Source organism: Candidatus Pantoea persica (assembly GCF_013753875.1).
GTDB classification, from domain to species: domain Bacteria; phylum Pseudomonadota; class Gammaproteobacteria; order Enterobacterales; family Enterobacteriaceae; genus Pantoea; species Pantoea persica.
Genome location: NZ_SMDS01000016.1, coordinates 265277 through 292255 on the forward strand (window position 1 = coordinate 265277; position 26979 = coordinate 292255).

Annotated in this window: 30 protein-coding genes, 1 tRNA gene and 11 pseudogenes; 9 read left to right on the forward strand and 33 right to left on the reverse strand. The window is 59.3% G+C overall.

All coding sequences use genetic code 11. The annotated features are described in order from the left end of the window. Positions 1-199: 199 nt before the first annotated feature. Positions 200-478 (forward strand): biofilm development regulator YmgB/AriR family protein, encoded by a 279-nt coding sequence (locus EIO60_RS06360; RefSeq protein ID WP_258576224.1) that lies wholly within the window; start codon positions 200-202, stop codon positions 476-478. Between the two features lie 107 nt (positions 479-585). Here the strand turns inward: EIO60_RS06360 and EIO60_RS06365 are convergent, their stop codons facing one another. The 6 genes from EIO60_RS06365 to EIO60_RS06390 form a co-directional block, all read right to left on the reverse strand. Then, positions 586-879: an I78 family peptidase inhibitor gene (locus EIO60_RS06365; protein ID WP_258576225.1), complete on the reverse strand. Its 294-nt coding sequence runs from the start codon at positions 877-879 to the stop codon at positions 586-588. A 278-nt stretch (positions 880-1157) separates the two neighbouring features. Next, entirely contained in the window at positions 1158-1700 is a 543-nt protein-coding gene (locus EIO60_RS06370) for an EAL domain-containing protein (protein ID WP_258576226.1), read from the reverse strand. Next, a complete protein-coding gene (locus tag EIO60_RS06375; RefSeq protein ID WP_309484697.1) occupies positions 1607-2461 on the reverse strand; it encodes a GGDEF domain-containing protein in 855 nt (284 codons plus the stop codon). The genes EIO60_RS06370 and EIO60_RS06375 overlap by 94 nt, the downstream gene beginning before the upstream one ends. Further along, positions 2458-2751 (reverse strand): hypothetical protein, encoded by a 294-nt coding sequence (locus EIO60_RS06380; protein ID WP_258576227.1) that lies wholly within the window; start codon positions 2749-2751, stop codon positions 2458-2460. Before EIO60_RS06380 ends, EIO60_RS06375 begins: the two co-directional genes overlap by 4 nt. Continuing rightward, positions 2742-3029: a hypothetical protein gene (locus EIO60_RS06385; RefSeq protein ID WP_258576228.1), complete on the reverse strand. Its 288-nt coding sequence runs from the start codon at positions 3027-3029 to the stop codon at positions 2742-2744. Before EIO60_RS06385 ends, EIO60_RS06380 begins: the two co-directional genes overlap by 10 nt. A 100-nt stretch (positions 3030-3129) precedes the next feature. Beyond that, complete coding sequence (locus tag EIO60_RS06390) at positions 3130-3384, reverse strand: hypothetical protein (protein ID WP_258576229.1); 255 nt, start codon at positions 3382-3384, stop codon at positions 3130-3132. A 217-nt stretch (positions 3385-3601) separates the two neighbouring features. Between EIO60_RS06390 and EIO60_RS06395 the strand changes: the two genes are divergently transcribed. The 3 genes from EIO60_RS06395 to EIO60_RS06405 all read left to right on the forward strand — a co-directional run bounded on the left by EIO60_RS06395 (position 3602) and on the right by EIO60_RS06405 (position 4882). Then, positions 3602-4249, forward strand: a complete 648-nt coding sequence (locus tag EIO60_RS06395) for a CPBP family intramembrane glutamic endopeptidase (RefSeq protein ID WP_258576230.1) — start codon at positions 3602-3604, stop codon at positions 4247-4249. A 117-nt stretch (positions 4250-4366) separates the two neighbouring features. Then, entirely contained in the window at positions 4367-4537 is a 171-nt protein-coding gene (locus EIO60_RS06400) for a hypothetical protein (protein ID WP_258576231.1), read from the forward strand. A 108-nt stretch (positions 4538-4645) separates the two neighbouring features. Beyond that, positions 4646-4882, forward strand: a complete 237-nt coding sequence (locus EIO60_RS06405) for a hypothetical protein (protein WP_258576232.1) — start codon at positions 4646-4648, stop codon at positions 4880-4882. Positions 4883-5018: 136 nt separating this feature from the next. On the opposite strand, the gene yniD is transcribed toward EIO60_RS06405, so the two are convergent. From yniD to EIO60_RS06420, 3 genes and pseudogenes are all read right to left on the reverse strand, one after another. Beyond that, complete coding sequence (gene yniD, locus EIO60_RS06410) at positions 5019-5120, reverse strand: small membrane protein YniD (RefSeq protein ID WP_258576233.1); 102 nt, start codon at positions 5118-5120, stop codon at positions 5019-5021. 115 nt (positions 5121-5235) lie between these two features. Then, positions 5236-5647 (reverse strand): annotated as a pseudogene (locus tag EIO60_RS06415) (OsmC family peroxiredoxin). Between the two features lie 49 nt (positions 5648-5696). After that, entirely contained in the window at positions 5697-6314 is a 618-nt protein-coding gene (locus EIO60_RS06420) for an alpha-hydroxy-acid oxidizing protein (protein WP_508278742.1), read from the reverse strand. Positions 6315-6389: 75 nt separating this feature from the next. On the opposite strand from EIO60_RS06420, the pseudogene EIO60_RS06425 reads away from it, so the two are divergent. Further along, a pseudogene (locus tag EIO60_RS06425) lies at positions 6390-7004 on the forward strand (response regulator); the annotation flags it as partial. Between the two features lie 459 nt (positions 7005-7463). Further along, positions 7464-9002: pseudogene (locus tag EIO60_RS06430) on the forward strand (methyl-accepting chemotaxis protein); the annotation flags it as partial. An 18-nt stretch (positions 9003-9020) separates the two neighbouring features. On the opposite strand, the pseudogene EIO60_RS06435 reads toward EIO60_RS06430, so the two are convergent. The 5 genes and pseudogenes from EIO60_RS06435 to EIO60_RS06455 form a co-directional block, all read right to left on the reverse strand. Next, positions 9021-9409: pseudogene (locus tag EIO60_RS06435) on the reverse strand (acyl-CoA thioesterase). A gap of 132 nt (positions 9410-9541) precedes the next feature. Then, a pseudogene (locus EIO60_RS06440) lies at positions 9542-10540 on the reverse strand (alpha/beta hydrolase). Between the two features lie 763 nt (positions 10541-11303). Continuing rightward, positions 11304-11379: transfer RNA gene (locus tag EIO60_RS06445), tRNA-Thr, on the reverse strand. A 196-nt stretch (positions 11380-11575) separates the two neighbouring features. Continuing rightward, positions 11576-13174, reverse strand: a pseudogene (locus EIO60_RS06450) (putative phage tail protein). Positions 13175-13218: 44 nt separating this feature from the next. Beyond that, on the reverse strand, positions 13219-13368 hold the full coding sequence (locus EIO60_RS06455) for a hypothetical protein (RefSeq protein ID WP_258576234.1): 150 nt from the start codon (positions 13366-13368) through the stop codon (positions 13219-13221). Between EIO60_RS06455 and EIO60_RS06460 the strand changes: the two genes are divergently transcribed. Then, entirely contained in the window at positions 13358-13594 is a 237-nt protein-coding gene (locus EIO60_RS06460) for a hypothetical protein (protein WP_258576235.1), read from the forward strand. The genes EIO60_RS06455 and EIO60_RS06460 overlap by 11 nt on opposite strands. A 45-nt stretch (positions 13595-13639) precedes the next feature. Here EIO60_RS06460 and EIO60_RS06465 read toward each other — a convergent pair whose 3' ends face one another. The 6 genes and pseudogenes from EIO60_RS06465 to EIO60_RS06485 form a co-directional block, all read right to left on the reverse strand. After that, a complete protein-coding gene (locus EIO60_RS06465) occupies positions 13640-13987 on the reverse strand; it encodes a DUF7940 domain-containing protein (protein ID WP_258576308.1) in 348 nt (115 codons plus the stop codon). After that, positions 13984-14289, reverse strand: coding sequence for a lysozyme family protein (locus tag EIO60_RS06470; RefSeq protein WP_258576236.1), 306 nt, complete (start codon positions 14287-14289; stop codon positions 13984-13986). The genes EIO60_RS06465 and EIO60_RS06470 overlap by 4 nt, the downstream gene beginning before the upstream one ends. After that, positions 14267-14434: a transcriptional antitermination N peptide gene (locus EIO60_RS17265; RefSeq protein ID WP_508278743.1), complete on the reverse strand. Its 168-nt coding sequence runs from the start codon at positions 14432-14434 to the stop codon at positions 14267-14269. The genes EIO60_RS06470 and EIO60_RS17265 overlap by 23 nt, the downstream gene beginning before the upstream one ends. Before the next feature lie 424 nt (positions 14435-14858). After that, positions 14859-15591 (reverse strand): annotated as a pseudogene (locus EIO60_RS16125) (S24 family peptidase). Between the two features lie 322 nt (positions 15592-15913). After that, a pseudogene (proA, locus tag EIO60_RS06480) lies at positions 15914-17133 on the reverse strand (glutamate-5-semialdehyde dehydrogenase). A 23-nt stretch (positions 17134-17156) separates the two neighbouring features. Continuing rightward, positions 17157-17968, reverse strand: a pseudogene (locus tag EIO60_RS06485) (amino acid kinase family protein). Positions 17969-18132: 164 nt separating this feature from the next. On the opposite strand from EIO60_RS06485, the pseudogene EIO60_RS06490 reads away from it, so the two are divergent. Next, a pseudogene (locus EIO60_RS06490) lies at positions 18133-18792 on the forward strand (porin); the annotation flags it as partial. Positions 18793-18987: 195 nt separating this feature from the next. Here the strand turns inward: EIO60_RS06490 and EIO60_RS06495 are convergent. From EIO60_RS06495 to gpt, 13 genes and pseudogenes are all read right to left on the reverse strand, one after another. Continuing rightward, positions 18988-19245, reverse strand: a complete 258-nt coding sequence (locus tag EIO60_RS06495; RefSeq protein ID WP_309484698.1) for an autotransporter outer membrane beta-barrel domain-containing protein — start codon at positions 19243-19245, stop codon at positions 18988-18990. A 59-nt stretch (positions 19246-19304) separates the two neighbouring features. Next, the gene (locus EIO60_RS06500; protein WP_258576238.1) at positions 19305-19802 is read right to left on the reverse strand and encodes an autotransporter outer membrane beta-barrel domain-containing protein; all 498 of its coding nucleotides are present in this window, start codon (positions 19800-19802) and stop codon (positions 19305-19307) included. Then, the gene (locus EIO60_RS06505) at positions 19717-20148 is read right to left on the reverse strand and encodes a hypothetical protein (RefSeq protein ID WP_258576239.1); all 432 of its coding nucleotides are present in this window, start codon (positions 20146-20148) and stop codon (positions 19717-19719) included. Before EIO60_RS06505 ends, EIO60_RS06500 begins: the two co-directional genes overlap by 86 nt. A 59-nt stretch (positions 20149-20207) precedes the next feature. Continuing rightward, a complete protein-coding gene (locus tag EIO60_RS06510; protein ID WP_258576240.1) occupies positions 20208-20609 on the reverse strand; it encodes a hypothetical protein in 402 nt (133 codons plus the stop codon). 212 nt (positions 20610-20821) lie between these two features. Then, positions 20822-21325: a hypothetical protein gene (locus tag EIO60_RS06515; protein WP_258576241.1), complete on the reverse strand. Its 504-nt coding sequence runs from the start codon at positions 21323-21325 to the stop codon at positions 20822-20824. 258 nt (positions 21326-21583) lie between these two features. Further along, entirely contained in the window at positions 21584-21709 is a 126-nt protein-coding gene (locus EIO60_RS06520) for a hypothetical protein (RefSeq protein ID WP_258576242.1), read from the reverse strand. A gap of 42 nt (positions 21710-21751) precedes the next feature. After that, on the reverse strand, positions 21752-21904 hold the full coding sequence (locus tag EIO60_RS06525; RefSeq protein WP_258576243.1) for a hypothetical protein: 153 nt from the start codon (positions 21902-21904) through the stop codon (positions 21752-21754). Between the two features lie 19 nt (positions 21905-21923). Continuing rightward, complete coding sequence (locus EIO60_RS06530) at positions 21924-22109, reverse strand: hypothetical protein (protein ID WP_258576244.1); 186 nt, start codon at positions 22107-22109, stop codon at positions 21924-21926. A 33-nt stretch (positions 22110-22142) separates the two neighbouring features. Then, positions 22143-22487, reverse strand: a complete 345-nt coding sequence (locus EIO60_RS06535; protein ID WP_258576245.1) for a hypothetical protein — start codon at positions 22485-22487, stop codon at positions 22143-22145. Between the two features lie 27 nt (positions 22488-22514). Continuing rightward, complete coding sequence (locus tag EIO60_RS06540; protein ID WP_258576246.1) at positions 22515-22943, reverse strand: hypothetical protein; 429 nt, start codon at positions 22941-22943, stop codon at positions 22515-22517. Between the two features lie 500 nt (positions 22944-23443). Next, positions 23444-23845 (reverse strand): sigma factor-binding protein Crl, encoded by a 402-nt coding sequence (crl, locus tag EIO60_RS06545; protein ID WP_258576247.1) that lies wholly within the window; start codon positions 23843-23845, stop codon positions 23444-23446. A 58-nt stretch (positions 23846-23903) separates the two neighbouring features. Beyond that, a pseudogene (locus EIO60_RS06550) lies at positions 23904-24512 on the reverse strand (alpha/beta hydrolase); the annotation flags it as partial. Positions 24513-24789: 277 nt separating this feature from the next. Then, complete coding sequence (gene gpt / locus EIO60_RS06555; RefSeq protein ID WP_258576248.1) at positions 24790-25251, reverse strand: xanthine phosphoribosyltransferase; 462 nt, start codon at positions 25249-25251, stop codon at positions 24790-24792. Between the two features lie 254 nt (positions 25252-25505). On the opposite strand from gpt, the gene pepD reads away from it, so the two are divergent. Beyond that, positions 25506-26960 (forward strand): beta-Ala-His dipeptidase, encoded by a 1455-nt coding sequence (pepD, locus tag EIO60_RS06560; RefSeq protein WP_258576249.1) that lies wholly within the window; start codon positions 25506-25508, stop codon positions 26958-26960. Positions 26961-26979 lie beyond the last annotated feature (19 nt).

The following is a 26979-nucleotide window of genomic DNA, read 5'->3' on the forward strand; positions in this document are numbered from 1 at the left end:
TATGTCAGGCTGTTACTGACAAGTTTTCGCGCGGCTTCTGTGTTTAACAAATCGCCAGTTTTTCGCTGGTGAGGGTGTGCCGTTCTGGCCACGCTTCCGCCACTTCCCGTCGCGTCGAGGTCCACAGTTCAAATCCTGTCGAATGTCACGCTGCGCACGTAGATCGTGATATGCGCACCGTCGCCTTGGCAGGAGAGAGATGAGCGCTCAAAATAGTGCCAGCCGTGCCATTGTGGACTATTTCAACAGTCCCGCCTGGCACGCCCCACAGGAGTCCGATCTGCTGGCGATGATCCTGCGCGAACTGATGGAGGCAGGACAGCCGGTGACCAACAAGGCGGTAATTGCGCGCGTCATTGAGCGGCTGGAGGTCGAAGGCGATGCGCGACGGCGGCAAAACTATCGCCAGCTGCTGGCGCAGCTGATGGATAAGCCGCCCGACGAAGAAGCAAAAAAATTTCCGCCGAAGCGGGAATAAACAAGACGAGCATTGATAGAGAGTGACGAGAAAATTTCTTTTCCGCCTCTATACTCTCTGGCGGCAGTGACAACCAAATGACAGTGCGACGGCTTTTTTATGACGCGTCAGCCGCAATACACTTTGGTGATGGTGTCGCTCTTGTCGGCGAGGAAATTAAGGCGGCGCAGATTGAAGTCCATGGTCACGGTGCTGTTCCACGGGATGGCGCGTACCGGCGTGTCGAAACGCAGGCTGCTGACGGCACTGAGCGGCTTGCCGACGTAGCTCTGGTATTGCGAGGCGCCGCAGGTGTCGCTTTCCGCGTCCGCACCAGCCGCCGTTTCAGGTTTGCTGCTCGACTGGCAGGCGGTCAAGGCGAACAGACCCAGCGCCAGCAGTGCTTTTCCATACTCTTTCACGTTTTCTCCTCATAACTTGGGCTTTACTCGCCCCAGAGAGTAAGCAAAGCCTCGCCGCAGGCTTAACCCACAGAGCAGAAAAAGGTTATCGCCGCTTACTGATCAGCTGCGATGCGCCTCACATTTTTTCGGATAAATCGCACGTCCTGTACAAAATCCAGGCATCCGGCGGCTATAATTATTAAGACTTTTCTTAGGAGGATATATGGAACTTGCAATTTTTATGGGCTTTGCCGCTCTGATGACCCCCGTTGCGGTTAAAGTTCGTTAAGCCCGTATCAAGACGCGAGAGTCCCTCTCTCCAGAAGCGCAGGATCGATCTTTAGCCCGCTAAAGGGAAAGGTTTTCAGATAGCCTAGCGTGGCGTAGCCGGTGCCAAAATCATCCACCGTCAGCCGCACGCCAAGGGCGCGCAGCTCCTGCATCACCGCCAGCGCCTGCTGTGGATGGGTAAAGGTGACGTTCTCCGTTATCTCCAGCTCCAGCCGCGTGGCGGGCAGCCCGCTGCTGGCCAGCACGCGGGCGACGCGCTGCGTCAAATCAGTGGTGCAGAATTCCAGCGGCGAGATATTCACCGACACATAGCGATCGTCGCCCCAGCCGCTGGCGTCGCAGCAGGCGCGTGCTAGCACCCAGTCGCTGACGGCAGCGATCAGCCCCATATCTTCCGCCAGCGGGATAAGGCGATCCGGCGGGACGAGCCGCCCCGGCCCCGGCCGCCAGCGGATCAGCGCCTCCGCGCCCTCCAGCCTGCCGCCCTGCAGCTGGTAGTGCAGAAAAACTCCTCGTTGCGCAGCCCCTTGCTCGTGCTGGCTGGCCATATCGCTGGCATAGCGCACCCAGCGGTTGCGGCCCGCCGCGCGCTTCGTTCAGGGCCATATCGGACATGCGCAGCAGCGCCTCGGTATGGCTGGCGTCCTGCGGAGCGCAGGTGACGCCGATGCTGTCGGTGAGGTAGTGGGTGTGCTGATCGGTGTAGATAGGCTGCTGCAACGCATACAGCAGCCGGGCGCAGCGCCACCACCTGCACGTCGCTCTCCTGCATCACCAGCGCAAACTCGTTGTCTCCCAGCCGCGCCGCCAGCTCGTGCGCGCGACGCTGCGCCATCTGATTCAGCACCCAGTCTCCTGCCGATGTCCCCATGTGTCGTTGAGCGATCTGATCGAGATCGAGGCTGACGATCGCCAGCGGCTGCGCCTGGTGCGGCGGCTCCAGATAGCGCGTCAGAAACTCCCGCAGCTGAAGGCGATTCGACAGCCCGGTCAGCGCATCGTGGCACGACAGGAACAGAATGCACGCCTCCGCCTCCATCCCCTGGGTAATGTTCGATACCGTGCCCCGGAAGCCGGCGCGCCGCCCCTGATGCCAGATGGTTTTCACCACCAGCTGGCCGATGCGCCGCTCTCCCTGCGCGCTCATAAACTGGCAGCGCAGCGGCGCCAGCGCGCTGCTCTCCTGCTGCTTCAGCCAGGCGACCAGCGAATGGCTGGGATGGGTCAGCAGCTGGTCGAGGTGCGCGCCGGTCCAGTCGGCGATCCGGTGGCCGGTGACGCGCTGGAAGCAGGCGGAGAGATAGATCAGGCGCCCCTTCTCATCGGTCTCTCAGATCCAGTCAGGGCCGCCTCGGCCAGATCGCGAAAGCGCGCCTCGCTGTCTGCCAGCTCCTGCTGGCTGAGCATCAGCATGGCGAAGCGCCGGTCAGAGAGCACGGAGTTGTGCAGCGCGTGGCGGCTGACGCGCCGCGCAATCCAGCCGGTCAACAGCACCATCGCCGCCAAGATCGGCAACAGCAGCGTCAGCAGGTGCGCGCCTGGCCGCTTCGGCTGCCAGCACTGCACCACCTGCTCGCCCTCCATCACTCCTAGCGACATATATAGCTGCCGCTGCGCAGCGCCCAGACATCCAGCGTCTTGCCCAGCGCCTCCAGTCTGGCCAGCGTAAAGCGATAGACAAAAATCAGCACCGACGGCGGCCCTGCTACCGCGGGAAAGTAGGCAACTTTGCCCATGGTGATGGACGCCGCCTGTTGCAGCCCGCGCGCGTCGCGCAGTAGCACGGTGCTCTGCGTCCCCAGCCACGCCTCCAGCGGCATGTCGGCCATCTGACCGTTAATCACGGCATAGCGCGTTTGTCCCGCGCTATCCATCACGAACACGCCCTCATAGTGGTATTTGTTGAACAGATCGGGCCCAAGGTTCTCTTCCTCCCGGGCCCAGTCAGTGGGTATTCAGTGTAACGTGCAGATTACGCTACGCCTCTCCCCAGAAGGCGTAGTCGCGCACGTCGGTCAGCATCTCCTCCTGTCTCGTCTGCCACGCCTGCCGCAGCAGCTGGCGGTCGCGCTCCGTTACCTCACTATCCTGGCGCTGGCCGATCAGAATCGCCATCAGCACGGAAAGCAGCAGCGAGAGGATGCACAGGCTGCGTCGTGTGGTGCGCAGAGTGCGGTTTTCCGTCGCTAGCGCAATAGGATGCGACGGCGACGCCGGGTTCACAAAAGTCATCAGAGGCTCACAGCAAAGCGGTAAAATCGGACCGGGCGGAGGGCTGCCGTCAGCGGGCGCAGACCGGACTCAAATCTGTCTACCGGGTTATCGGCGCAGGGCGGCGCGGTTTTAGCCTGGCAGCGGAATTTCCTGCGGCGAGTTTGTACGCGTGCCCTCCTCGACAGGGATCGTGCGCATTGCTACTATGCGCTTTCCTTCGATAGCTGGGGCGCCTATGAACACCAATTCCGACAGAGTGACGTTGACGCTGTTCTACGTCGGCAGCTTTGTGGTCTATTACCTCGTGACGATGCTGATAACGCTGTTTCCTAACTACGGCGCGCTGCGTAATAACGGGCTGCTGGTGCCGGTGCTCTGCCTGTTTGAATTCGCCGTAATCTATCCGCTCTACCGTTTCTACTGCCAGCGCCGCAGCGATCTGCCACTGGGCGAGCTGCGCATTCGCCAGACGCTGCTGTTTATTTTCGCGCTGTTTGTGCTGATGGCGGCGCAGACCCAGTTCCTGCAGCCTGAAGGCTGGCTGGTGGAGCAGGCGCAGCAGGGCCACAATTCGCTGCTGATCCTGTTGCTGACCGCCGTCCTGCTGGCACCGGTGTTTGAAGAGGTGCTGTTTCGCGGCTTTCTGTTGCAGGGGTTTTTACTGTGGGCACCGCGCAGCCGCTTCGCCTGTATGCTGCTCACCTCGCTGCTGTTCGCCGCCATGCACACGCAGTATGTGCATCTGGAGACGCTGGTGGCGCTGACGCTCTTTTCGCTGTTGCTCTGCTATGCCCGCCTGCGCAGTAACAGCCTGACGCTGCCGATCTTTTTGCATACCCTCAATAACCTAATCGCGCTGCTGCCCGCCTGGTTTTTTTCCTGAATCCGTCCACCGCCCAGACTGGCAATACCGCTTCGCCGCCATTGTCTATACTGGATCGTAAAAAGGACAATAAGCATCACTATCCGTACCAACGATACCGTGTAAAGGAGTCGAGCCATGTTGATTGGATTTGTGTTGTTAGTGAGCGCTTGCGGCCACGACGCCTGCGATGCGCTGCCGGTATCGGAGCGCATCTACCCGACAAAAGCGGCCTGCGAAAGCATGGCGGATCGGATTTATAAAGTGCGGCCCAACGTGGTCTTGCTCTGCGGCGAAGTGCATCGTTAATCATGTCCAGCCGCGGCGCAGGGGAAAAAAGAGGCGGCTTTAACGTTGCAGCCTGCGCCATCAGCGTTAAAAATATAAGCTGTTTTAACTATTTTCTGTGTGAGCCCCATGAAAACACCACGCCCCCGTCGTCCGGCTGGACGCTGGGTCTATTATATTTTGTATGACGGCATTCTCTGGCCCTGCCCGGTACGCTGGGAGTGGGAGAGCAGCTACGGCGACTGGCTGCCGTTTTATTATTCGCCAACCTTTGAGTTTGTCGCCGGCGATCCCGGCAAAGCGTACCGCATTGCCCGTAGCAACGTGCGCACGAAGCGGCATGAGGGAATGCGGGAGTATGTGTGACGGCGCTTAACGCGCGGCGGCGCCAGTCAGGGCGCGACCCATGGCAGCTAGGAGGCGGTCATCAGGTAGAGGAATAATTCCAGCGCCAGTACCACCATCACCAGCACGCCCAGCCGGTGGCGGCTGATCCAGTTCTTCAGCCCCATATCATTGCAGCCCAGCGAATCAGCATCAGCGCGCCGCAGATACAGAGCAGCACCATCTTCCAGTGTTTTTTCGCCGTCAGATATTTCGCCACGCCTACCCTCCTTCCGTAGAAAGAAAAGATGCGCCGTCGGGCGCATCCAGTGCGGTTCCTCAGAACCGATATGAGTCAGCATAGCGCGGCCGCCCTTCCTGGGCGACCTGCTGGATCAATTATTCAGGGTATAGTCGAGCGTGATCTCGGCGTTCGGCATCTGAGAAACCGAGCAGTCCGCTTTCGCTTTTTGAATAATCTCGTCGAATTCGGCGCTGTCGACGCCCAGCAGGCTGATGGTGCTGTTCAGCACCACTTTGGTAATGGCGAAATCTTCGCCTTTTTTATCCAGCGAGACATCGGCGGCAGTATTGATGCTTTGCAGCTTATGGCCAGCATCAGCGACAGAGCCATCGAGAAACAGGCGGCGTGCGCCGCGCCGGTCAGCTCTCCCAGTTTGGTGCCCTCCGCGCCTTCGAAGCGGGTGTTAAAGCCATAAGGAGTCAGGCTCAGCACGCCGCTCTCGGTGCTGATGGTGCCTTTGCCTTTAATATCCCTTCCCAGTGCGCCGATCCTTTCTTGTGAATAGCATCTGATACCTCCTGTTGGTAAAGAGTGAGTAAGTATAGACAAGGCTCAGCTAACGGCGCGGGGACGCGGCGCTTCTGCTGCCCAATTGAGCAAGGTGCTCGCTTCCACCAGCGAATCGCGCATAATGTCGCCGATCGACTTCGCGCCGATCAGAGTCATCGCCACACGCATCTCTTTCTCAATCAGCGTCAGCAGGTTTTCGACGCCACGCTGGCCGTGCGTCACCAGCGCGTAGAGGAAGGCGCGGCCCAGCAGCACGCTGTCGGCGCCGAGGGCGATCGTGCGCACTACATCAAGCCCGTTGCGAATGCCGCTGTCGGCCAGAATGGTGATATCGCTTTTTACCGCGTCGGCGATGGCGGGCAAGGCGCGCGCCGAGGAGAGCACGCCGTCAAGCTGGCGTCCGCCGTGGTTGGAGACCACAATGTCGTCTGCGCCGAAGCGCACCGCGTCGCGCGCGTCCTCGGGATCGAGGATCCCTTTGATCACCATCGGACCGTCCCAGAATTCGCGGATCCACTCAGATCGCGCCAGGCGATAGAGGGAGCGAAGTTCTTCGCCAGCCAGCCGATATAATCCTCCAGCCCGATCGGTTTGCCGAGGTAGGTAGAGATATTGCCGAGATCGTGTGGGCGGCCGTGCAGGCCGACATTCCAGGCCCACTGCGGATGCGTCGCCGCCTGCCAGTAGCGGCCGCCGCGTGCGGGCCGCTCATGCCGGAATGGGCGTCGCGGTAGCGTGCGCCTCGACTGGAGTCAGGTGCACACCTCCGAGAAGGGCATCGGCGGCCGCAATATCACCAGCATCGCCTGCCTAGAGGACGATCAGGGCGGCAGCAGCCTGGCGATGGTGCTAGACGTCGAGCAGATCCTGTATGACGTCATCCCCTCGGTGCGCGGCGTGGAGCCTGCGCCCGACACCGCGCGCACCTTTAAGCTCAAGCCCAGCACGGTGGCGATCGTGGCGGAAGATTCCAAAGTGGCGCGCCAGCTGCTGGAGCAGGGACTGAAAAGCATGGGCATTCCCGCGCTGATGCACGACACCGGCCTGGAGGCCTGGCTGAAGATCAAGCAGATGACGGAAGCAGCGCAGGCGGCAGGTGAGTCGATCCATGACAAAATCGCGCTAGTGCTCACCGACCTGGAGATGCCGGAGATGGATGGCTTTACCCTGACTCGCAATATCAAGCGCGAAGCGGCGCTGAAAGACATTTCGGTGGTGATCCACTCCTCGCTCTCCGGCAGCGCCAACGAAGGTCACGTGCGCAAAGTCGGCGCGGACGGCTACGTCGCCAAATTCGAAATCAACGAGCTCTCCTCGGTGATCCACAGCGTGCTGGAAAAGGCGCCCTGATCGGCTGACGCGCAACGTCCCGTTGCGCGTTTTTCCCCTCCCTCGCGGGCGGCGCGCCGCTCTGCTCTCTTTGTTGCTGTCTTTTATTCCGCTGCTCTTCTCCCTTACCTGTTGCCTTTTATTCCGCTGCTCTTCTCTTTCTTCTTGCCTGTTATTGCGCCGCACTCCTCTCTTTGCCGGTGCTTTTATTGCGCTGCCTGCCTGCTCTTACGCCTTGCTTTCAATTGCTTAGCCGCGTTAATCAGATCGCCCGCCGCGCCGCTTATGCTTTGCTGCCGTCGCGCGGCGCGCGATTAAATTAAAGTCAAAACAGAAACATCCGATAACCTGTGCGCCAGCTCCCACTATTATCCGCTCGGTACGGGCCGGAGAAGTCGGCAGAGGCTGGCATAAACAGGCGTTACAGAACTTAACGATTGATTTATGTATTCTAGGGAGAACAGAGATGTGGAGTTTAAAATGAAGGTCGGTGCTCGCCTTGGCATCGCCTTTGGCGTCATTGTGGCGTTAATGGTGATTATCGGCGTCCCCACCTCCACCAAGACTCAGAGTATTAATCGCGGTATGTCCGCTATCGTCGACGACTGCTACGTAAAGGTGCGCCTGGCCTTTGACGTGCGCGACGGCGTAAACGATCAGATCAAATTCTTGCGCGGCATGGTGATTGACACCAATCGCCCGGAACGCAACGTCAAGCGCTTTAACCAGCTGGCCGAAGTGAAGCAGCGCACCAATACGGCGATGAAGCGCATTGCGGATATTCAGGTGACGTCCGTCGGCAAGAAAAAGATTCAGGGGCTGATGGAGGCGGGAGAGGCGTTTGAAAGTGAGAAAGGCAAGCTGATCGACCTTATCAAGGCGGGAGACTTCGACGGTGCCAGCAACTTTGCGCTGCTGGCGATTACGCCGGCGCAGAACGCGTTTCTGGAAGGCGCGGCAAAATTCGCCAACTCGCAGGATTCGCAGCTGCGCGCCGAAGGTCAGAGCATCGTCAGCGCGGCCGGCAGCGCGATTACCATTACGCTGGTATGCGCGGCGCTGGCGATTATCGCGGCGATTCTACTGGACATCTACCTGACCCGTTCTATTGTTCGTCCGCTGAACGAGGCGGTCGCAGTAGCTGAACGCGTCGCCGCTGGCGATCTCAGTTCAAAAATCGCCATCAACAGCCGCGAAGAAACCGGCGTGCTGATGCGCGCGCTACAGCAGATGAACGATAACCTGCTGAGCATCGTCACAGAGGTGCGTACCGACTCCAACACCATCGCCGTCGCCTCGAACCAGATCTCCAGCGGCAACCTGGCTCTCTCTAAGCGTACCGAGCAGCAGGCCAGCTCGCTGGAGGAGACCGCCTCCGCGATGGAGCAGATGACTTCGACGGTGAAACACACAACGCCGACAACGCGCGTGAGGCCAACCAGCTGGTGGCGACAACCTCCGCCGTGGCGCGCGAAGGCGGCGAGGTAATGGAGAAAGTGATTGTGAAGATGGAGGCGATCGCCCTCTCCTCGAAGAAGATCGTCGACATCATCAGATGTGATCGACTCGATTGCCTTCCAGACCAATATCCTGTCGCTCAACGCCGTGGTGGAAGCCACGCGCGCCGGCGAACAGGGACGCGGCTTCACCGTGGTGGCGACCGAAGTGCGCAACCTGGCGCAGCGTTCCGCCTCGGCGGCGAAAGAGATCAAGCAGCTGATTGAGGATTCGGTGGCGAAGGTGGACGAAGGCAGCAAGCTGGTTTCGCACGCCGGCTCCACCATCGGCTAGGTGGTGAACAGCGTGAAGAGCGTGGCGGGCATTATGAGCGAGATCACCATCGCCAGTAGCGAGCAAAGCACCGGCATCAGCGAAATCAATATGGCGATTACCCAGATGGAAGCGGTGACCCAGCAGAATGCGGCGCTGGTGCAGCAAACCTCGGCGGCCTCTTAGGCGCTGCAGGAGCAGGCGGAACGCATGGCGCAGGCGACGAGCGTCTTTAAAACCGGCGTGCTGCGCCCTTCACGCTGTCTGTTACAGCGGATTCAGTGCGTTCATGACCACTTCCGGCATCACCGGCCGACCGTTGCTCAGAGGTGGCGACAAAGGTTGCTTCAGCATAAGTTACGCCATCCACCTTGATCTGCTGCACGAAGTTGACACGGTTGCGCTTCTCGTTCTTTTCCAGCGCGTAGGTCACCTCGAGGCGATCGCCCTTTTGCAGGCTTTTGCGAAAGCGCAGCGAGTACTCCAGCACCATATAGAGGCGTCCCTGTTTGAACTCCTCTTCGATATAGATCCCCAGAGCTTCGCGCATAAAGGCGTGCCGCGTCCATTCCATATAGAAGGGATGGTAGAGGGCCATCTACGACGCCCTGAAAATCGATATACTTTTCATCCACCTCATAAAACTTTGCAAACATCGCCCGCTCCCGTCCTGTTTCAGATTAACCTGCTGATTTTATGCATTTAACCTTTTAGCCTGCTCGATGCAACGCTTTTCCGCACCGCGAGGGCAAAAAAAGAGCCAGGCGCGAAGCCTAGCTCTGCATCATTTAAGGTGCGTTTTCAGCGCGTCGCCCGCCTAGCGCTGAGCGCACCGCCGGCACGTCGCTCAGGGCGTTAAGCAGGCCGTAGTCGTGGATCAGCCCGTTGTAGCGCGTTACCGTCACTTCTACGCCGGCAGCATCCAGCTTGCGGCCGAAGGCTTCGCCCTCATCGCGCAGCACGTCAAGCTCGGCGGTCTTGGATCAGCGTGGGCGGTAGGCCTTGCAGCTGTTCGCGGGTGGCGCGCAGCGGCGAGGCAAGGATATTGTTGCGATCGCTTGCTTTGGTGGTGTAGTTGTCCCAGAACCACTTCATCATGTTGCGCGTTAGGAAATAGCTGTTCTGGAACTGCTGGTATGATGCGGTATCGAAATGCGCGTCGGTCACCGGCCACAGCATCACGTCATAGCGAATGGCGGGCGTATGCTGCTGCTTTGCCTGCAGCGCGACCGCCGCCACCATATTGCCGCTGACGCTGTTGCCCACCAGCGCCAGACGCTTGCCGTCAACGCCAATCTCTGCACCGTGCTCCGTCACCCAGCGCGTGGCGGCATAGGCCTGGTTAATCACCCCGGATAGTGCGCCTCCGGCGACGGCGTGTAGTTGACGAAGACCGCCGCCGCACCCGACGCCACCACGAGGTCACGCACCAGCCGTTCATGCGTCTGGAAATCTCCCAGCACCCAGCCGCCGCTGTGGAAGAACATAAACACCGGCAGCGTGCCCTGCGTACCTTTCGGCTTAACGATATTGAGCTTCAACGGCTGGCTGCCTACCGCGATCGTTTTCTCCGTCACGTCGGCGTCAGGCAGCGTCGCCCCTTTCTGCGTGCTGATCAGCACGTCGCGCTCCGCCTGTGGCGACAGCTGTTCGATGGGTTTGCCGCCGCTGCTGTTCAGGGCGTTAAGGAAGCTTTGCACCTGACGCCCCGGCTGCGGCGCGTCGGCGAAGCTGCTGGCGGAAACGGCGCCTAGCGCCAGGGCTAAAACGGTCTGTTTAATGTTCATACGGTTACCCCTTTCATAACTTGCTATTGAATAGCGCGCTACTTAAATGCGCTGGCTGCTTTGCTGCGCATTCGGTATAGATGAGAATTTACATAGTGCGATATTTGATAGTAAGCCATTTAAATGAGGCAAACATCAATCACCAAATAAATTATTGAAATTTAATTGTTTTTATTTTAGAAAAACTTTTCCCCCTTGAATACCTTAAGCCAAACTGACCTTAAGGCAGCGGTTTAGTCTTACATAAAAGGCGCTGTTATCTTGTGCGACCTGAGCGACCATGCACGTGTAGCGCGTCAGGTCAGCATGCGCCAGGAAGCCTGTGCTGTTGTCTGCCTGATGCGCCTCTGAACTTTTAGATGAGAGCGGTGCAATGCTTACGCTTTTCCTACGGGTTAGTGCGCCAGCCGTTGCGATGAATGGAAAGGTAATCATCATCAAACAGCCGCAATGCCACCAGTGAAGCAAAGCTTTATGCGGCCTGTGGCGGCTTGATGCGGCTTACCTTAAATCATTCTCTGGCCATCAGACGCATAAGCATGGGTCAGTTTTGCAGAGCGACAGGCTGTATAAAAACCATTTGATGAAGTGCTTGCGAGAATGATTTCACACGGGTGCGAGTGAACCTGTTTGAGGGGAGGTTCAATAGTGATAAAGTTTGAGAAGGCGAAATAAAGCAATGATGGAAAAGCCAAAGGAGGATTAAACCGGGAATGATAGCGCGGGTTGTTTAACGTAGTCGACCAGCGAGAAACGGATAGTGTGGTGCCGGAAACAGGAGTCGAACCTGCGACCTTCGCATTACGAATGCGCTGCTCTACCAACTGAGCTACACCGGCATGGTCGTGGGCACCACGGGGCATTAAGTTAGGAAAAAGCGCGACTTCCGTCAAGGGTTGCAGCGCGCGAATGCTGCTTTTCTCGTCACCTGACCCTGGAAATCGCTTCCCGCTTTCATTCGCGCCCGCATGAACAGGTTTCCCTGGTGAAAAGGGAAAAAAGGCGAGACCGCAGTCTCGCCAAACGTGCCGCTCATCAGTCGTAATATGGAACCCTGCGGTCCGTACCATTGATATTGATTAGCACAAAGCCCAAAGGCGTGGTTTTATTTGTCGGCGTACCTGCAGTCGTCGCGATCGTGACTACGCCTTTCTCATTGGCACCAATCCCAGCTACCCCATTGTATAAGCCAAAACGTGCGGCTGGTTTCAGCAAACCCATTTTCGTGGTGTCCGTGACCATCGACAGGTCCTGCTAGAACAGCGAGCATGAACCGGTATCGAAGCGCGTTGGGCCAGTTGTTTTCAGGTTGAACATGGTATCGCCGCTGTTGGCCGCCAGCTTTACGAATATCACTGCATAAGTGGTACCGACGCGGCTGTAGCAAATATCCAGCACCGCAGGCTGCCCCATATGGCAGGCGTCCACCTAGACAGTCTCCAGCCGCTGCATATTGATCCAGGTTTTCCCGGTGCCGACCATGTCCACCGGCGAGGTTGCCGTGGTAGAGGGCGACGTCGCGTTGGCTTTACCGATCAGCTCGATAATCCACTGCTGGTTGGGGCTGGGGAAAAAGAACTGGCCAAGGCGATACCAGTTATCGGTCGCGGTGTTGTTGGTGACCTTATAACCGCTAAAATAACCGGCGCGCAGCGAGCCGGTCATAAAGGTGCCGTGGTTTTCATCGCGGCGATAGCCATACTCAAAGGTAGTAGAGCCAGCGGCCGCCTGCGAAATCCGCGCGCCGGACTGCAGACCGATCTTGCGCATTATTGAGATTGAGAGCGTGGCGTCGCCGTAGCCGGTCTGGAAGTTGGCGTTGGACAACTCAATCGCGGCTGAGTGGTCCCATACGCCGTTCGGTGAGTTTGACCAGCCCATGTCAAAGACACGCGAATAGGTGTCGAGGGTGTAGATCTGGTCAAACTTACTGTCGAGCGTATCCAGCAGCTTAAACACCGTGCCGCCGGTGTTCTGCGCGCGGAAGCAGTGAATATTCACTGTTTCCCCTTCGATACAGGTGTTTTCAAAGAAGGGCTGTTTATTGCTCACCATATCCGCCGTGGTAGTGCCGGTATTCTTGACGGTATCGGTGCTCGCCTGGCCGTTCCAAGCCATACCGCTGATCACCGTGCGGCGCGCTTTCACCTTAAACACCGGTGTGTCGCTTTTATCGGAAATGATGATGCTGCGCGGCAGCGAGCCCAGCGGCGAATCGTCGCCGAGCAGGCCAAAGAAGGTCACATCGGTGGCGCTCAGATCGATCGGCTTAATCAGGTATTTCCCACCGGGGAAGCGCACCGGCAGCGCGACGCAGTTGGCGTTCCAGGTTTTAGTCCAGTTGTACATGCGCATAAAGGCTTCGATGTCGTCGGTGTAGTCGTCCCCTTTCGCGCCGAAGTGCAGTACGTTCAGCTCGGCGGGATCGTTGACGGTGCGCTTCCAGTAGAAACCGTCGCCCATGGCGATGGTGCCGCCGTCATCTTTCAGCGTGGTGGTGCCGATATAGCCGATGAAGTCGCCGCCGCCGCGAAAGGTGGAATCCTTGTCGTAGTAGCGGTTCAGGCTGGCGACCTGACCGGCGGCTGCGGGTTTGGTGGTACGCAGTTCAGCATAACAGTTCACTTCGATCATGGTATTTTCCTCAGGATGTCAGAATGTTAACGCTCAGGCGCTAATCAGGGTTTGGCCGCATGGCCGCAAAGCTGATCCCACATATCGTTGTGGGTATTGATGACGCGGACGGTGCGCACGTCCATGCGCTGCGCGTCGGCGCCGTGGGTGTAAATCGGGGGGAAAAGCACGCAGGCCGAATCGGTGACGGCCACGGGTTCAGGGCTGGTTGTATTTCGACTGCTGCAGCTTGTCGCGAGCAGCAGCGTCATCAAGATTGCTGTTTTCGATTGCAACACGACTAGCCTCCTCGCGGTGCTGTTATTGTTGCTGCGCGACGGCGGCGGTTTACGCCGCCGCTTTTTGCGCGCTCTCGGTATCGGATTTGGCCTTCTGCTGCACCTTGCCGATCTTCTTGACGCCGAAGCATCTCGACGATAACGGCGATCCAGTGCCAGCCGCCGGCGAGCAGCGTGGTAATCAGGCTCATGGTTTTTTCGCCTGCAGCCGCTGCTTCTCTGCCAGTAGACTTTTCTGGCGCACAAACTGCGCGATGACCCCCATCGCTACCATAAAGGCGCCGATCAGGCCGAGGTAGTTGTGGGGAAGGATGGACTTCACGTCTTCCGGCAGGCTGTTCCAGGCGTCCAGCGAGGTAGAGGGAAAGGACTGCACCCAGGCGCTGAGCATTGATCCCAGCGACGCCAGCCAGACCGACCAGGTTTTAAACAGCAGCCGCGCATGGGCGACGAACTCCAGCGTGGTGAAACGCTGCATAATCAGCAGCACGACGACGACCGATAGCACGGCAATAATGAACAGTAGCCATTTTATAGCAGCCCCCGGTAAACGTCATCGTTGCTGCTGTGCATCACTTCGGCATGACGCCGGGCGCGCCCTGTCGTCTGGCGCGCCCACAGGCTGTTGAGCATGGCGTTGGCCGTTCTGTCGTAATCTTCCGCCGCGACGGCGGTGAGCATATTTTTGAACAGCAGCAGCCCGTCGACGCCAAGCTGGTAAGCCATGCTGTCGAGCACGTCGCTGCGTGCGTCGTTGCACTTTGCCAGCGCTTGCTGCACCAGCGGCCGACTCTGCATCTGCTGCGCCTTGCCCTCAATGATGCACTTCTTCCACACATCGCCGACCTGGCGCGGTCGGGTTCGCAGCCCAGCGCCTGATCTCGATGCTGAGCTTGAGTCGACTGAGCGGCTGACGCCGCCGATGCCTGCGGGTGCGGACGTTACCAACAAAGACGCTTTTGCCATAGTGTATTATCGCCATAACTCCTCCTGCGAATGAATCTTTGGGCGATGGGGTGGCAGGCGCAGGTTTTCGGCAAGCCGAACCGACCTCGCCGCGTTTTCCGCTCGCAATGCAGTAACCCGGCTGTCATAACAGCCAGGCTAAGCGCAAGCAGGGAGAAAAAGCGGCATCTGACGACGCTGCATGCGCGCATCCCCCCCTCCCCATCCCAAAGCTTACTGGCTTGGGATGGTTTGATTCGCGCTTGTGCAGCGCCTCGATTGTTTAAGAGCGGCTAAGTCCCTGAGTAAGTTGTTTCGTTGGTCCACGCTCAAATTATTAACGTGTTCTTATGCTTTATTAAAAACACCAACAGTTAATTTTTATTTACCTATGGTTAAATTTATAAATTTTGCTGAATTATTTTTTCTCAAGGTTGGCGCGGACCGGATTTTTACCGGTCTTATCCCAGGATCTGATAGTGGCGCGCCTGGCTGAGGATGACTTTCGCCACCACCTGCATGCTGTCGATATCCTCCCGGTTAAGATACCAGGTTTCATAGCGTTTATTGTCTGATATGACAGCGATTTTTTATGCTGCAGCTGTGCAGGCGCTTGAGGTAGAGCTGGTTATCCAGCGTAAAGATATAGATGCCGTCGCCGTCGAACATATTCACGCTGATGTTGACGAACAGCTGATCGCGCGGCGCAAAGATTTCGGTCATCGAGTCGCTGTTGATGGCGATCAGGCGGATGTTCTCCGCCGGGCGGCCGTTTAACAGCACGCGCGCCTCATCTATCCCATACTCAATGGCGTGGATGGTCTCGACGAATTCGTCGCGCGCGGCGAGGCTGTAGGCGGACTTCTGGCCAATATCGAGGCTTTCGATACGGAATACGTTATGCCGGACGCTGACGCCTTCGATGGTCAGCGACGCGGTGGACTTCTCCATTCCATACTGCAGCCATTCAACCCGTACGCCCAGCAAACGACTCAGCGCCAGCAGATTGTTGTCATCGGGAATCGACTGTGCGTTAAACTACTTCCATACCCCCGGCGTCGATATCTTGCACCCCTGTAGTTGTAGCGCCTTGGCAACCTGTTTGTTTCGTCCATGTCCGATAATTCCCGCACTTTCGCAAGCGGCAATCAGCCTAGCAGTAAAAGCTTGTTTCGTAATCTCTTTTTTAACCATTAGTTAATAATCTGCCATAGAGGGGATACTGAATGTTATTTTCATTATTGCTACCAGCTCATTTTATATTACCGTCCGTTTGCTACCCAATTGCTTTTGTAAAGCAGCGCTAATCATCATTATCCCCTTCACCACCCAGGCAGCCAGCGCGGCTTTCAGGAATGCTCCGTAGCAAAATGCGCACCTGTTTTGCGGTAAAAAAATGGCGGCCAGGCGCATCGACAGCGGCCGGTTAAACCTCCACATTCAACTGGATCGAAAAAACGGCCTGAAAAAAAAGGGTGCTCGACAGGGGTACCCTTTTTGTTAAATAAATTCGCGATCAGGGCCGCAGCGTATCGTCGCCCCAGGCGACCCACTTGTAGGTGGTCAGCGCCTCCAGCCCCATCAGGCCGCGGGCATGCAGGTTCTGGGTGCTGACCGCCACTTCCGCGCCGAGGCCGAACTGGCCACCGTCGGTAAAGCACGTGCTGGCGTTAACGTAAACCGCCGAGGAGTCCACCTGTTTGACAACGCGGCTGGCGTTCTGCGTGCTGCGCGTCAGGATAGCGTCGGGGTGCTGCGTGCCGTGCGCGCGGATGTGGTCAATGGCCGCATCCATGTCATCCACCAGCTTCACGTTGAGGTCCAGCGACAGCCACTCGTCGTCATAGTCACCCGTTTTTACCGGCGTGACGCTGGCGGATCCCGCGCGTAACAGGTCTATACATTCTCATCGGCGTGCAGTGTAATCTGCTCCTGCGCTATCCGCGCCGTGAAGGCCGGAATGAACTGCTGCGCGATACCGCGGTGGATCAGCAGCGTTTCCAACGAGTTGCAGGCTCTGGGACGCTGCTTCTTAGCATTGACGATCACCTCTAGCGCCGGCGCGATCGCCATGGTCTCATCAAGATAGATATGGCAGACGCCGATGCCGCCGGTGATCACCGGAATGGTCGAATTCTCGCGGCACAGCTTGTGCAGCCCCGTGGGATCAGCACATCGACATGGCGATCCAGCTTCAGCCGCTGGTTCACCAGCTTGTGGTCCGGGTTCTCGCTCGGCACCGCCGCCGTCGGCAGGCCATAGTCGCGCAGCGCGTTCTGGATAACACGCAGCGTGGCCGCATTGGTGCGCCACGTCTCTTTGCCGCCGCGCAGGATCGCCGCATTGCCGGTTTTCAGGCAGAGGATAGCGACATCCACCGTGACGTTGGGGCGCGCCTCGTAAATCACGCCGACGACGCCAAGGGGCACACGACTGCGTTCGATGCGCAGCCCGCTGTCGATCTGGCCGACGTCGATCAGCTGGCCGACCGGGTCGGCGAGCTGGCAAACCTTGCGCACGTCGTCGGCGATGGCGCTGCGGGTTAAGCGCCAGGCGGTCGAGCAGCGCGGCGCTCATGTTGCCAGCGCGCGCGTCGGCCAGATCCTTCTTGTTGGCCGCCAGGATCGTCGCCTGCTCGGCATCCAGGCGATCGGCGATGGCGAGCTGCACCTGATTTTTCTCCGCCGTGGAGAGGTCGGCCAGTTTATATGCGGCGGCGCGCGCTGATTTTCCCATTTATTCTAACGTCTTGACCGCTCTTAACTGACGATCATGTCGTCGCGATGCACTGCCACTGGACCGTAGTCATAGCCGAGGATTTCCCCGATCTGCTGGATGTGATGGCCGGCGATGATACGCAGCGCATCGCTGTTGTAGCGTGAGACGCCGTGCGCGATGTCGCGACCCTGCAGGCTGCGAATGCGGATCACCTCGCCGCGCGAAAAGTTGCCGCGCACCTCACGAATGCCCTTCGGCAGCAGCGAGCTGCCGCGTTCGAGCACGGCCGCCAGCGCGCCGAAGATCCAGCGCTTGCGGTTCTCCAGGGGAGTCTGTATGGCGTGAAAGCGCGTGCCGACCGGCTGGCCGACAATCACATCGGCAATGACGCCGGATCGACTGCCAGCGGCGATGATGGTGTCGATGCCGGTGCGGCAGGCGACGTCGGCCGCCTGCAGCTTGGTGGACATGCCGCCAGTGCCCAGCCCGGAGACGCTGTCGCGCGCGTTGAGGAAGCGTTCGCGATCCTCCATATCGGCGCGGGTCAGCAGCATCTGGCCGATATGGATGCCATAGATGGAGAAAAGCTGCTCCCACAGCTGAATCAAACGGTTCTGCCCCAACACAGCCAGCAGCTGCTTTGAGGCGATGGTAGGGGCAGTTCCGGGTAGCTCAGGTGCTCGCGTCCGGCCGCCATCGCGCCGGAGGTGACGATCACGATGCGACGGCCCGCGGCGTGCTACTGCGCGCACTGGCGAACCAGCTCCACCATATGCGCCCGATTCAACCGGCGCGAACCGCCTGTAAGGATGCTGGTACCCAATTTGACTACCAGGGTCTGACTGCCACTCATGTTTTCCTGCCGTTTAGATAAAAAAGGGGAAAAGCGCGAAAATCGCCGGGCACTTTGCTAGACCAAAAGTTCGTGATTAACAAGAAAACCCCCAAATTGTTATAAAAGTTTCATGGCAAACCGGTAAAATGTCTCGGGTTCAATAAACCTTTTTTTGAGCATAAGGCGTAGCCACCTACAGCAACAACAACTTCTTTTGTCTGGTTGACGGCCTGCACTTCGCGCTGCAGTACCAAGGTCGCAACGACGCCAACGGCGGCAACTCGCGTACCGACATCAATCGCCAGAACGGCGATGGCTACGGCGCCTCGCTCGGCTACACCTTCGCTGACACCGGCATCAGCGTGATGTCCGCTATCACCTCTTCCGACCGCACCATTCAACAGGAAGCGCACGCTTACGGTCGGGGCGAGCGCGCCGACTCGTGGGGCGCGGGTCTGAAGTATGACACCAACAGCGTTTACCTGGCAGCCATCTACAACGAAACCCGCAACATGACCCCGTTCAGCGGCACCGACCGCGCAACGGGCCTGGCGGCAGCGGGCGCGGCGAACAAAGCACAGAACATCGAGCTGGTGGAGCAGTATCAGTTTGATTTCGGCCTGCGTCCGTCTCTGGGCTACGTGCAGACCAAAGGCAAAGATATCGAAAACGGTATCGGCGATGCGGATCTGGTGAAATATATCGACGTCGGCGCCACCTACTACTTCAACAAAAACATGTCTGCGTTCGTGGATTACAAAATCAACCAGCTGGACGACGGCAACCGTCTGAGCCTGAACAACGACGACGTGGTCGCGCTGGGTATGACCTACCAGTTCTAAGAATCTGACGCCGCCGCGCGTAACCGCCATCCTGATTGCTGTGCGGCGACGCGCTACGGAATCAGTGCTTTACCCTCAAATGTGTCTGTACACCAGGGCCACCTCCTCAGCAGCCCTTCTTTTTTTCTGCATGGCGGTGGCCGGGGACGCTTTGCCCTGCCTGCGCATTAACTCAGAGCGATTTGCCCGCAGCGGTCAGAAGGTCCAGCGCACGCCGGCGTTATAGCGCCAGCCTTTCGCGCCGTTGCCGTCGATCACCTTGCGGTAGTCCGCCTCGGCGTAGAGCGACACGTCGTTGCGGAAGCGGGCGATGCCGCCGACGCCGACGTCCCACATCTGACCGAAGCGGCCGCTGTTGAAGTCCTCGCGAATATCGCTCTGCGCCGACCCGATGCTGACCTTCGAGCCGCCGCCCCAGCCGTGGATATAGTTGGCGCGTAGACAGGAGTATATTCGCGCTGCGCGTCATCCTGCCAGGTGCGATCCAGCCGCGTGCCGAGGCGGCCGATGGTCTAGTCGCTATCGTTAAACGACACGGTGGTGCGATCCCGGTCAGTGCGGTCGTCGAGCTTCAGGCGCAGCCAGCTCAGCTGCGCCTGCGGTTCCAGACGCACGCCGTTGGCGAAAACCAGCGGATAACCCGACTCCAGCGAGGCGTTCCAGCTGTCGCCGCGGTGCCAGCCCCAGCTCAGCGATCCGTAGAGGTAGAAGCCGCCGTCGTGCTGCCAGGTGCCGTAGAGCGAGACGCTGCCGCTGCCGAAGGTGGTCGAGCTGTAGCCGTCCGCCGTATGCGGCCGGATGCGCGTGTTGCCGCGCGTGTAGGCCACGCCACCGCGCAGCGTGTCGCGGGCGCCGTCCAGCTGCAGCAGGTTGCCGCCGAGCTGCACCGCGCTGTAGTCGATATCCGCATCAAAGCCGTAGTCGCTAAAATGGCGGTTGCTGCGATAGGCACCGCATCCGCCCCCCTCTGGTCCAGATGCTGCTGCGGAACAGCTGGTCGCCCTGAACATCGAGCGTGGCGTTCTCCCCGACGCGCGCCCCGGCGATGCCGCCCTCCACGTGTACCGTGCCGTTATAGGGTTGATAGATGCCTGCCCCTTCGCTGACGTTGATGCCGATGCCCGAGGTGACGTCGATCCAGACGTTGTTGATCAGGCGTCCGCCGTTCAACAGCCACACGCCGGTATTGTTTTCGCTGGACAGCAGGATGGTGCCGTTGTTCATCACCGTCGCGCCGTCGCTTGCCTGCAGCGCGGTGACGTTTTTGACGCTGCCGATGATGTTGCCGTTGCTGAACACCGCACTGTCGCCGTTTTCGCTGATGGCGCCGATGCTGTTTTCCCCGTTCAGGCACACGTTGCCCAGATAGCCTTAGGCACCGCTGGAGGCGCGCAGCGCCACCTATCCTTCGCCGTTTAGGAAGTAGATTTCATGTCGTACAGGGTGGCGCTGCCGGACATTTTCACCCCGGTAGTGTTGGCGCCACTGAGGGTGATCTCCCCTAACCGCTGCAGCGAGAGGATTGCGCCGTCGCCCAGCTGGTAGAGCGTTGACCCCTCGGTGGAAACATCCTGATTGCTGCCGTACGCATAGATGATGCCGCCGCCCGCCACCACCCGGTAAGCGGTCTGGTTGGGGTCGTGAAACACCACCCTGCTCTGTTGGCCGAGCACCAGCGTGCCGCCGTAAAGCGCCTCGCCCGCCAGCGCGCTGCCGCCATAAAGGTTGATGACGCCGTTCTGCTCGATGCGCGCAGCGTCGCCCGTCGCGTAGAAGCCGGTGGTGGGAAAAAAGCCGTCCGCGCTGCCTGCCGTCACGTTCAGCGTGCCGCTGCTGGTGATGGTGATGGTGCTGCTTCCAGGGTCGGCAAAGGCGTAGCCCGCCGCAAAGAGCGCGACCGCGCTGTCGCTGACGCTGATGGTGCCGCTGCTGGACGCCTAGCCGCCGACCAGCGCCTAGATGCCGTAGCTCTGTTCGCCGCGCAGGCTGATGTCGCCAGTATTGGTCAGCGCGCCGCCATACTGGGCGATCAGGCCGACCTGCAGGCCGCTCTCTGACCGCTGATCACCGCGTGGTTGACCAGCGTCGAGGCGAAGGGGTGATCGAAGCTGCTGGTGATGTAGCGCTTCAGGTTGTAATAGTTGCCGTCTACCGCCGCCGCCGTCGCGCCGCCCACGTTGAGGTTCAGCTGCGTCGCCGCGTCGATGGTGCTCTGCGCACCGCCCTCGATTCGCAGGCCGGTAGAGGTGTTGCCGATGTTGAAGGTCGCACCATGGGTGTTGACTACCGAGCCTTCCCCGACAGCTTCAATACCGGTCGAGAAGGCCGCGTCCGGCGCGATGGTCAGCCCGGCACCGCCGAAGTCCGCGCCGTCCTGATAGCGGAAAATCGTGGCGTACCAGTCGTCAGGGCCGGTGGCGTAGTTGCCCGCCTGCGGTAGATTAATCTTCGCGTTCGGGCCGATCGCGAGCAGGCCCATCTGATACTCGCCGCTGCCGCCCATCTGTGGCACCGCCTCGGCGGTGATATCCACCGTGGCATAGCCTTCGGCGCGAATGCCGATGGGGCCGCTCAGCGTGGCGGCGGCCTCGCCGCTGCCCTACCCGTTGCCCCACACCGCGGTGTTGAAGCTGCCGTTCAGGGTATCGGCGCGGCCGGACACGTTGATCGCCCCGCTGGAGAAGGCGCTGGCGCGGTTGCCGTCGCGGGCGATGACCTTAATGCCGGTGCCGCCGTTCAGGTTGATGGTGCAGTTGTTGCCCAGCAGGCCGACGTTTTCCGCCGGGCGAAACTACGCCCGACCGTTCATGTCGATGGTGCCGTTGTTAAGCGCTACCGCCTCCGGGCCATCCACGACGCGCATGCCGACGGCGTTCTGCACCTTGCTGCCGAGCACGATGCGCCCGTCGTTAATCATGGTGGAGTTGTAGAGCTGGGAAATCGCGTTGATGCCGCCGCGCTAGTTGATCGCCACCTCCTCGGCGGCATCGCTTTTCGCTTTCTGCGGCGCGCGGCCAAGGTAGATAACGCCGACCGCGCCGTTGATAAAGCTGGCGCCGCTGGTGCCGAGCGCGACGCCGGCGATGCTCTGGTCGCCGCTGGCGTCGACCACGCCGACGTTGATAGCGCCGTTATTGATCCCCCTGTGCGTCGTTGAGCTGCAGCGCGCTGCCCCCTTGCGTGGTGGCCTTGTTCAGCACGCCGTTGTTGATGAAGCGGCTACCGCCAGTGGCCAGCACCATGCTGCCGCTGAAGCCCAGCGTCGCTGGATCCACGCCGCTGCCGTCGGCATAATTAAAGAAGCCGCCGTTGATCACGCCGCTGGCGCCCGCCAGCCGCAGCGCGCTATTTTAATGGACCGCCGACCCGATGGCCGCCAGCTTGCCGTCGATGGTGGCCTTCGCGCCGTTAGTGGCGCGCACCGCGCCACCGTCCGAGTCGACCACCTCCAGCGTGGCGACGCTAAACGGGCCGCTGTAGCGGGCAACGTTATCCACCCAGGAGGCGAGGTTATAGGTGTATTCGGTATAGGCACCGGTAAAGGCGATGCGGTTGGCGGACTGCCAGTTCATTGCGCCGCTGCCGCTTGCGGTAAACAGCTGGCTCTGCTTCGCCGCCATGCTCCAGCCGTTGGTGGCGGCGCTGGTGGCCGCGCCGTCGACGCCGATATCGACGTTGATGGTGCCGTTGCTCACCTGTGCGACGCGGGTGTTGATATATTGCTACCCGTTGACGTTGTAATAGTTGGGCAGAACGCTGGCCGGCGTCACCGAGTCGAGCATGCTGATGCTGGCGGAGTTATAGACCGCCACGCTCCGCGTGGCGCCGCTGACGTCCGGCACGTCAATCAGCAAATCCTGCGCGCCGAAGCTCAGGCGATCCGCGCCGATGACATTATCGTCCGAGATAATGCGTCCGCTTCCCAGCAATTCACCGATGGTAATAACACCGCCGCCATCTTCTCCCGGCAAAAAGCGCTGAGTACCGCTCAGCTTTTGCGTCGAGCCATTACAGACGCAGAATACGCCCGCTTTATTGTCGTTTAATAAAGGCGAAAAGGGTTTTAACGTGGCGGCATGGGTAAAGGCAACGGGAATAAATAGACCGGGCGCAGCGGCCAGGCTTATTAATATGGGATTTAATTTAAACACAACGTTTTCCTCCAGAGAGACAGCGCAGGACCATCCGGACTTGTAGGGTGTCCAGGTTGGCGTTCTTTTTGGGGAGATGGCAAACGAAGAGAAGCCTCGACAAAGGCGGTCGCGCTGGCGCTTATCACACCATTTCGTCAGGAAAACGTCTATAAAGCGAAAGTGAGGTGCGCCGCAATAAAATAAGAATCGGAATTTTACCGGATTAACCTATGATTAAGTTGGATCGATTATTTCGCCTGAGCCCGTTGATTGCAAAGGTTTCTAAAGAATATTTAGCTAATAAGTATAATAAAATAAGCAGAGAAAATATTTTCGGCAGGCGGATAACAAGGCAGACGAAAAAAACGTAGCGAAACGCCGCGATAGCAAATTATCACTCAGATAACGCGCGGCGGAAAAAGACAAGCGCAGCGAATGAACAGCATAAATAAAAGAAGGGGCAGAACAGGCATAGCCGCCACATTCTGGCTATGCCTGTCGTTCAGCCTTCAGCAGCCTCAGGCGCTGAATTTCACCGGCTGCTCGTCGAAGCCGCTGGCGGGCATCAGCCCCAGATTCAGCTCCTGCAGGATCGCCTTCAGGCGGGTGTGGAAGTTGCGCAGCGTCTTTTCCACCTTTTGATTATTCTCTTTCCCCTTGATAGTCGCGACTGACCAGTCGCCATCTTTATCGAACAGGCCGATATGGTAGACGTAGGTAAAATGGTCTTCCTGCGCTTCCAGCTCCATCCACCAGCCCCAGAATTCACGACTCTCCGGCGCGAGTTTAACATTGACGCAAGCAGCCAGGCAGTCGAAAAAGAACCGCGTTTCCTCACATTTTCCTTCGCGAATATACGGTCCCAGATCGGTGAAGCGCTTAAGCAGGCGACTACGGGGATGACCACTCGGTAACGTCATGCTAAATCTCCATAAGTTTGACCGTTAGTATTAAAGCAAACCAGCGTGAATTTGCCAGCTACTGTTGTAACCGCTTTGCCAGCCGGTCGCAAACCTGATTCAGGGCGCGCTCGAAACTGGCCAGCGCTGGTCGGGCAGGAATCTGCAGCAGCTTGCCATCGGCGGAGGAGCTGGCGATCAGGCACGCATCCTCTTCCGGGCCAAAGGGATCGTCCGGCCAGTAGCCCGCCAGCATCGGCGTCGGGGCGCGGCGGCCCAGCAGCCCCTGCACCTCGAGCGAGTAGCGGTTCAGCTCGGTACGCAGCGCGCTGTCGCTGGTAAAGGCCATGCCGAGGCGGCTGGCGAGCATATCCATATACATATCGGGGATCGCCTCCTGGCGCGCCGGGCTGGTAAGCAGGCTGTGCACCATTGGCCCCAGCGTCGCGACCGCGCGCAGGCGCGGCGCTTCCAGATAGCCGAGACGCACCGCGACGTTGGCGCCGAAGCGGTAGCCGAACGCCGCCACGCGACGGTGATCGATCCAGGGCACGTTCGCCAGATCGCACAGCACCTGCTGATGCAGAAAGCTGGTGTCCTGGTTAAGGCGCCACTTCACGGGAAAGCCCACCGACGGCATATCCAGTGTCAGCATGGCGATGCCGCGCGGCGCCAGGTCGTCATGAAACTGCTGCTTCCCTCCAGCGTAGACTCGACGTCTACGGCGGCGTGGTGCTAGCGATGCACCAGCGAGGAAGTTTCGGGATAGTTGTAGCGCGGCTTAAACAGCTCTTTGCTGAGATTTTTGCTCGACATAGGCGGTTCTCCTGGCGGCCCGGAAGAGGCTAAGTGTACTGCACGGCAGGGAGCGGCGCCGCTCATCAGGGCGCGGAGAGAGGCGCGGCGCGTCTGGTGCGCCGAAAAGCACAACGTCCGTCAGGCCAGGCGTTGTCAGAAGTAGCGAATTAAGCGCCCTTCACGATAGGCGGGATATACATCACGCCCATGTCCCACGGCTGCTCAATCCAGGTGTTCTGCGGGATATCCACCACGTAGTCATCCACCAGCGGACGACCGGCCGGCTTGGCGAAAATAGTGACGAAGTGCGCTTTGGGATACATTTCGCGGATCGCCTGCGCGGTGCCGCCGGTGTCCACCAAGTCGTCAATTACGATAAAGCCTTCGCCATCGCCTTCCGCGCGCTTCAGCACTTTCATTTCGCGCTGGTGATCGTGGTCATAGCTGGAGATGCAGACGGTATCGACATAGCGGATGCCCAGCTCGCGCGCCAGCAGCGAGGCAGGCACTAAGCCGCCGCGGCTGACCGCGATGATGCCTTTCCACTGTTCAACAGGAAGCAGGCGCTGAGCCAGTTTACGGGCATGAATCTGCAGCATGTCCCAGGTAACGACGTATTTTTCACTCATGAATAGCGATCCTAGCCAACTAATCGGCTTAAAAATGTGCAACGGGAAAAAGGTTGCGCGAGATTATAAGGATCCTCTGAGCTAAAAACCAGCATCCAGGCGTCCGGTTGCGGCTTTTTAGCGCGCCTGAGTACGCACCTGCCGATTAAAGAGTGATATTCTCAGCCCCATCACGTCAGATCCGCTGACGGCGACCCCTTACTGGAAACTCGCGCACACCGGCCTGGCCGGCGCACTGACACAGGAGACCTGTCGTGTCTGAATTGTCTCAGCTTTCTCCCCAACCGCTGTGGGATCTCTTCGCCAAAATCTGCTCTATTCCGCATCCCTCTTTTCATGAAGAAGCGCTGGCCAGCTACATCGTCGGCTGGGCGCAGGAGCAGGGCTTCTGGGTCGAGCGCGACGCGGTCGGCAATATCCTGATCCGCAAGCCGGCCACCGCCGGCATGGAAAACCGCATCCCGGTGGCGCTGCAGGCGCACCTCGATATGGTGCCGCAGAAAAACAACGACACCGTGCATGACTTCACCAAAGATCCGATTCACCCCTGGATCGACGGCGAATGGGTGAAGGCGCGCGGCACCACGCTGGGCGCCGACAACGGCATCGGCATGGCCTCGGCGCTGGCGGTGCTGGCCGACAGCAGCCTGACGCATGGCCCGCTGGAAGTGCTGCTCACCATGACCGAAGAGAGCGGCATGGATGGCGCGTTCGGCCTGCAGCCGAACTGGCTCCAGGCGGAGATCCTGATCAATACCGACTCAGAAGAGGAAGGCGAGATCTACATAGGCTGCGCGGGCGGCATCGACTTTATCACTACCCTGCCGCTGACGCGCGAAGCGGTGCCTGCCGGTTTTGAAACGCTGAAGCTGACGCTGAAAGGGCTGCGCGGCGGCCACTCCGGCGCGGACATCCATATGGGGCTCGGCAACGCCAACAAGCTGCTGGCGCGCTTCCTCGCCGCGCACGCCGCTGAGTTCGACCTGCGCCTGATCGACTTTGCCGGCGGCACACTGCGCAACGCCATCCCGCGCGAGGCGTTCGCCACGCTGGCGGTAGAGAGCCATAAGGTCGACGCGCTGAAGGCGGCGGCGCATTTCCTGCTGGCGCTGCAAAACGAGTATGGCGTGAAAGAGAAAAATATCAACTTCACCACTGAGCCGCTGGCGCATCAGGGCAAAGCGCTGAGCGCCGAGAGCCGCGACCGCTTCCTGAACCTGCTGAACAGCACGCCGAACGGCGTGATCCGCAACTCAGACGTGGCGAAAGGCGTGGTGGAAACCTCGCTCAACGTCGGCGTGGTGACCATGGAGCACGACAAGGCGGAGATTAACTGCCTGATCCGCTCACTGATCGACACCGGCCGCGACTACGTGGTGCAGATGTTGACCTCGCTCGGCCAGCTGGCAGGCGCGCAGACGAAACCCAAAGGCGGCTATCCGGGCTGGCAGCCTGACGCCAACTCGCCGATTATGGCACTGACCCGTCAGACCTATATCGCGCTGTTCGACAAGACGCCGAACATCCAGGTGATCCACGCCGGTCTCGAGTGCGGCCTGTTCAAGAAACCCTACCCAAATATGGATATGGTCTCTATCGGCCCGACCATCACCGGTCCGCACTCGCCGGACGAGCAGGTGCATATCGAGAGCGTTGGCCTCTACTGGAAGCTGCTCACCACTCTGCTGAATGCGATTCCGGCTAAGTAAGCCTCTTTGCATAAAAAAC

Coding starts and splice junctions, on each gene's coding strand:
- EIO60_RS06380 (WP_258576227.1), bottom strand. CDS start 2,751: ATGTCGCTAGGAGTGATGGAGGGCGAGCAGGTGGTGCAGTGCTGGCAG.
- EIO60_RS06500 (WP_258576238.1), bottom strand. CDS start 19,802: ATGTTCAGGGCGACCAGCTGTTCCGCAGCAGCATCTGGACCAGAGGGG.
- EIO60_RS06400 (WP_258576231.1), top strand. CDS start 4,367: ATGTTGATTGGATTTGTGTTGTTAGTGAGCGCTTGCGGCCACGACGCC.
- EIO60_RS06520 (WP_258576242.1), bottom strand. CDS start 21,709: ATGATTAACGACGGGCGCATCGTGCTCGGCAGCAAGGTGCAGAACGCC.
- EIO60_RS06370 (WP_258576226.1), bottom strand. CDS start 1,700: ATGGCCAGCCAGCACGAGCAAGGGGCTGCGCAACGAGGAGTTTTTCTG.
- EIO60_RS06405 (WP_258576232.1), top strand. CDS start 4,646: ATGAAAACACCACGCCCCCGTCGTCCGGCTGGACGCTGGGTCTATTAT.
- gpt (WP_258576248.1), bottom strand. CDS start 25,251: ATGAGTGAAAAATACGTCGTTACCTGGGACATGCTGCAGATTCATGCC.
- crl (WP_258576247.1), bottom strand. CDS start 23,845: ATGACGTTACCGAGTGGTCATCCCCGTAGTCGCCTGCTTAAGCGCTTC.
- EIO60_RS06360 (WP_258576224.1), top strand. CDS start 200: ATGAGCGCTCAAAATAGTGCCAGCCGTGCCATTGTGGACTATTTCAAC.
- EIO60_RS17265 (WP_508278743.1), bottom strand. CDS start 14,434: ATGGCGATAATACACTATGGCAAAAGCGTCTTTGTTGGTAACGTCCGC.
- EIO60_RS06395 (WP_258576230.1), top strand. CDS start 3,602: ATGAACACCAATTCCGACAGAGTGACGTTGACGCTGTTCTACGTCGGC.
- EIO60_RS06390 (WP_258576229.1), bottom strand. CDS start 3,384: ATGACTTTTGTGAACCCGGCGTCGCCGTCGCATCCTATTGCGCTAGCG.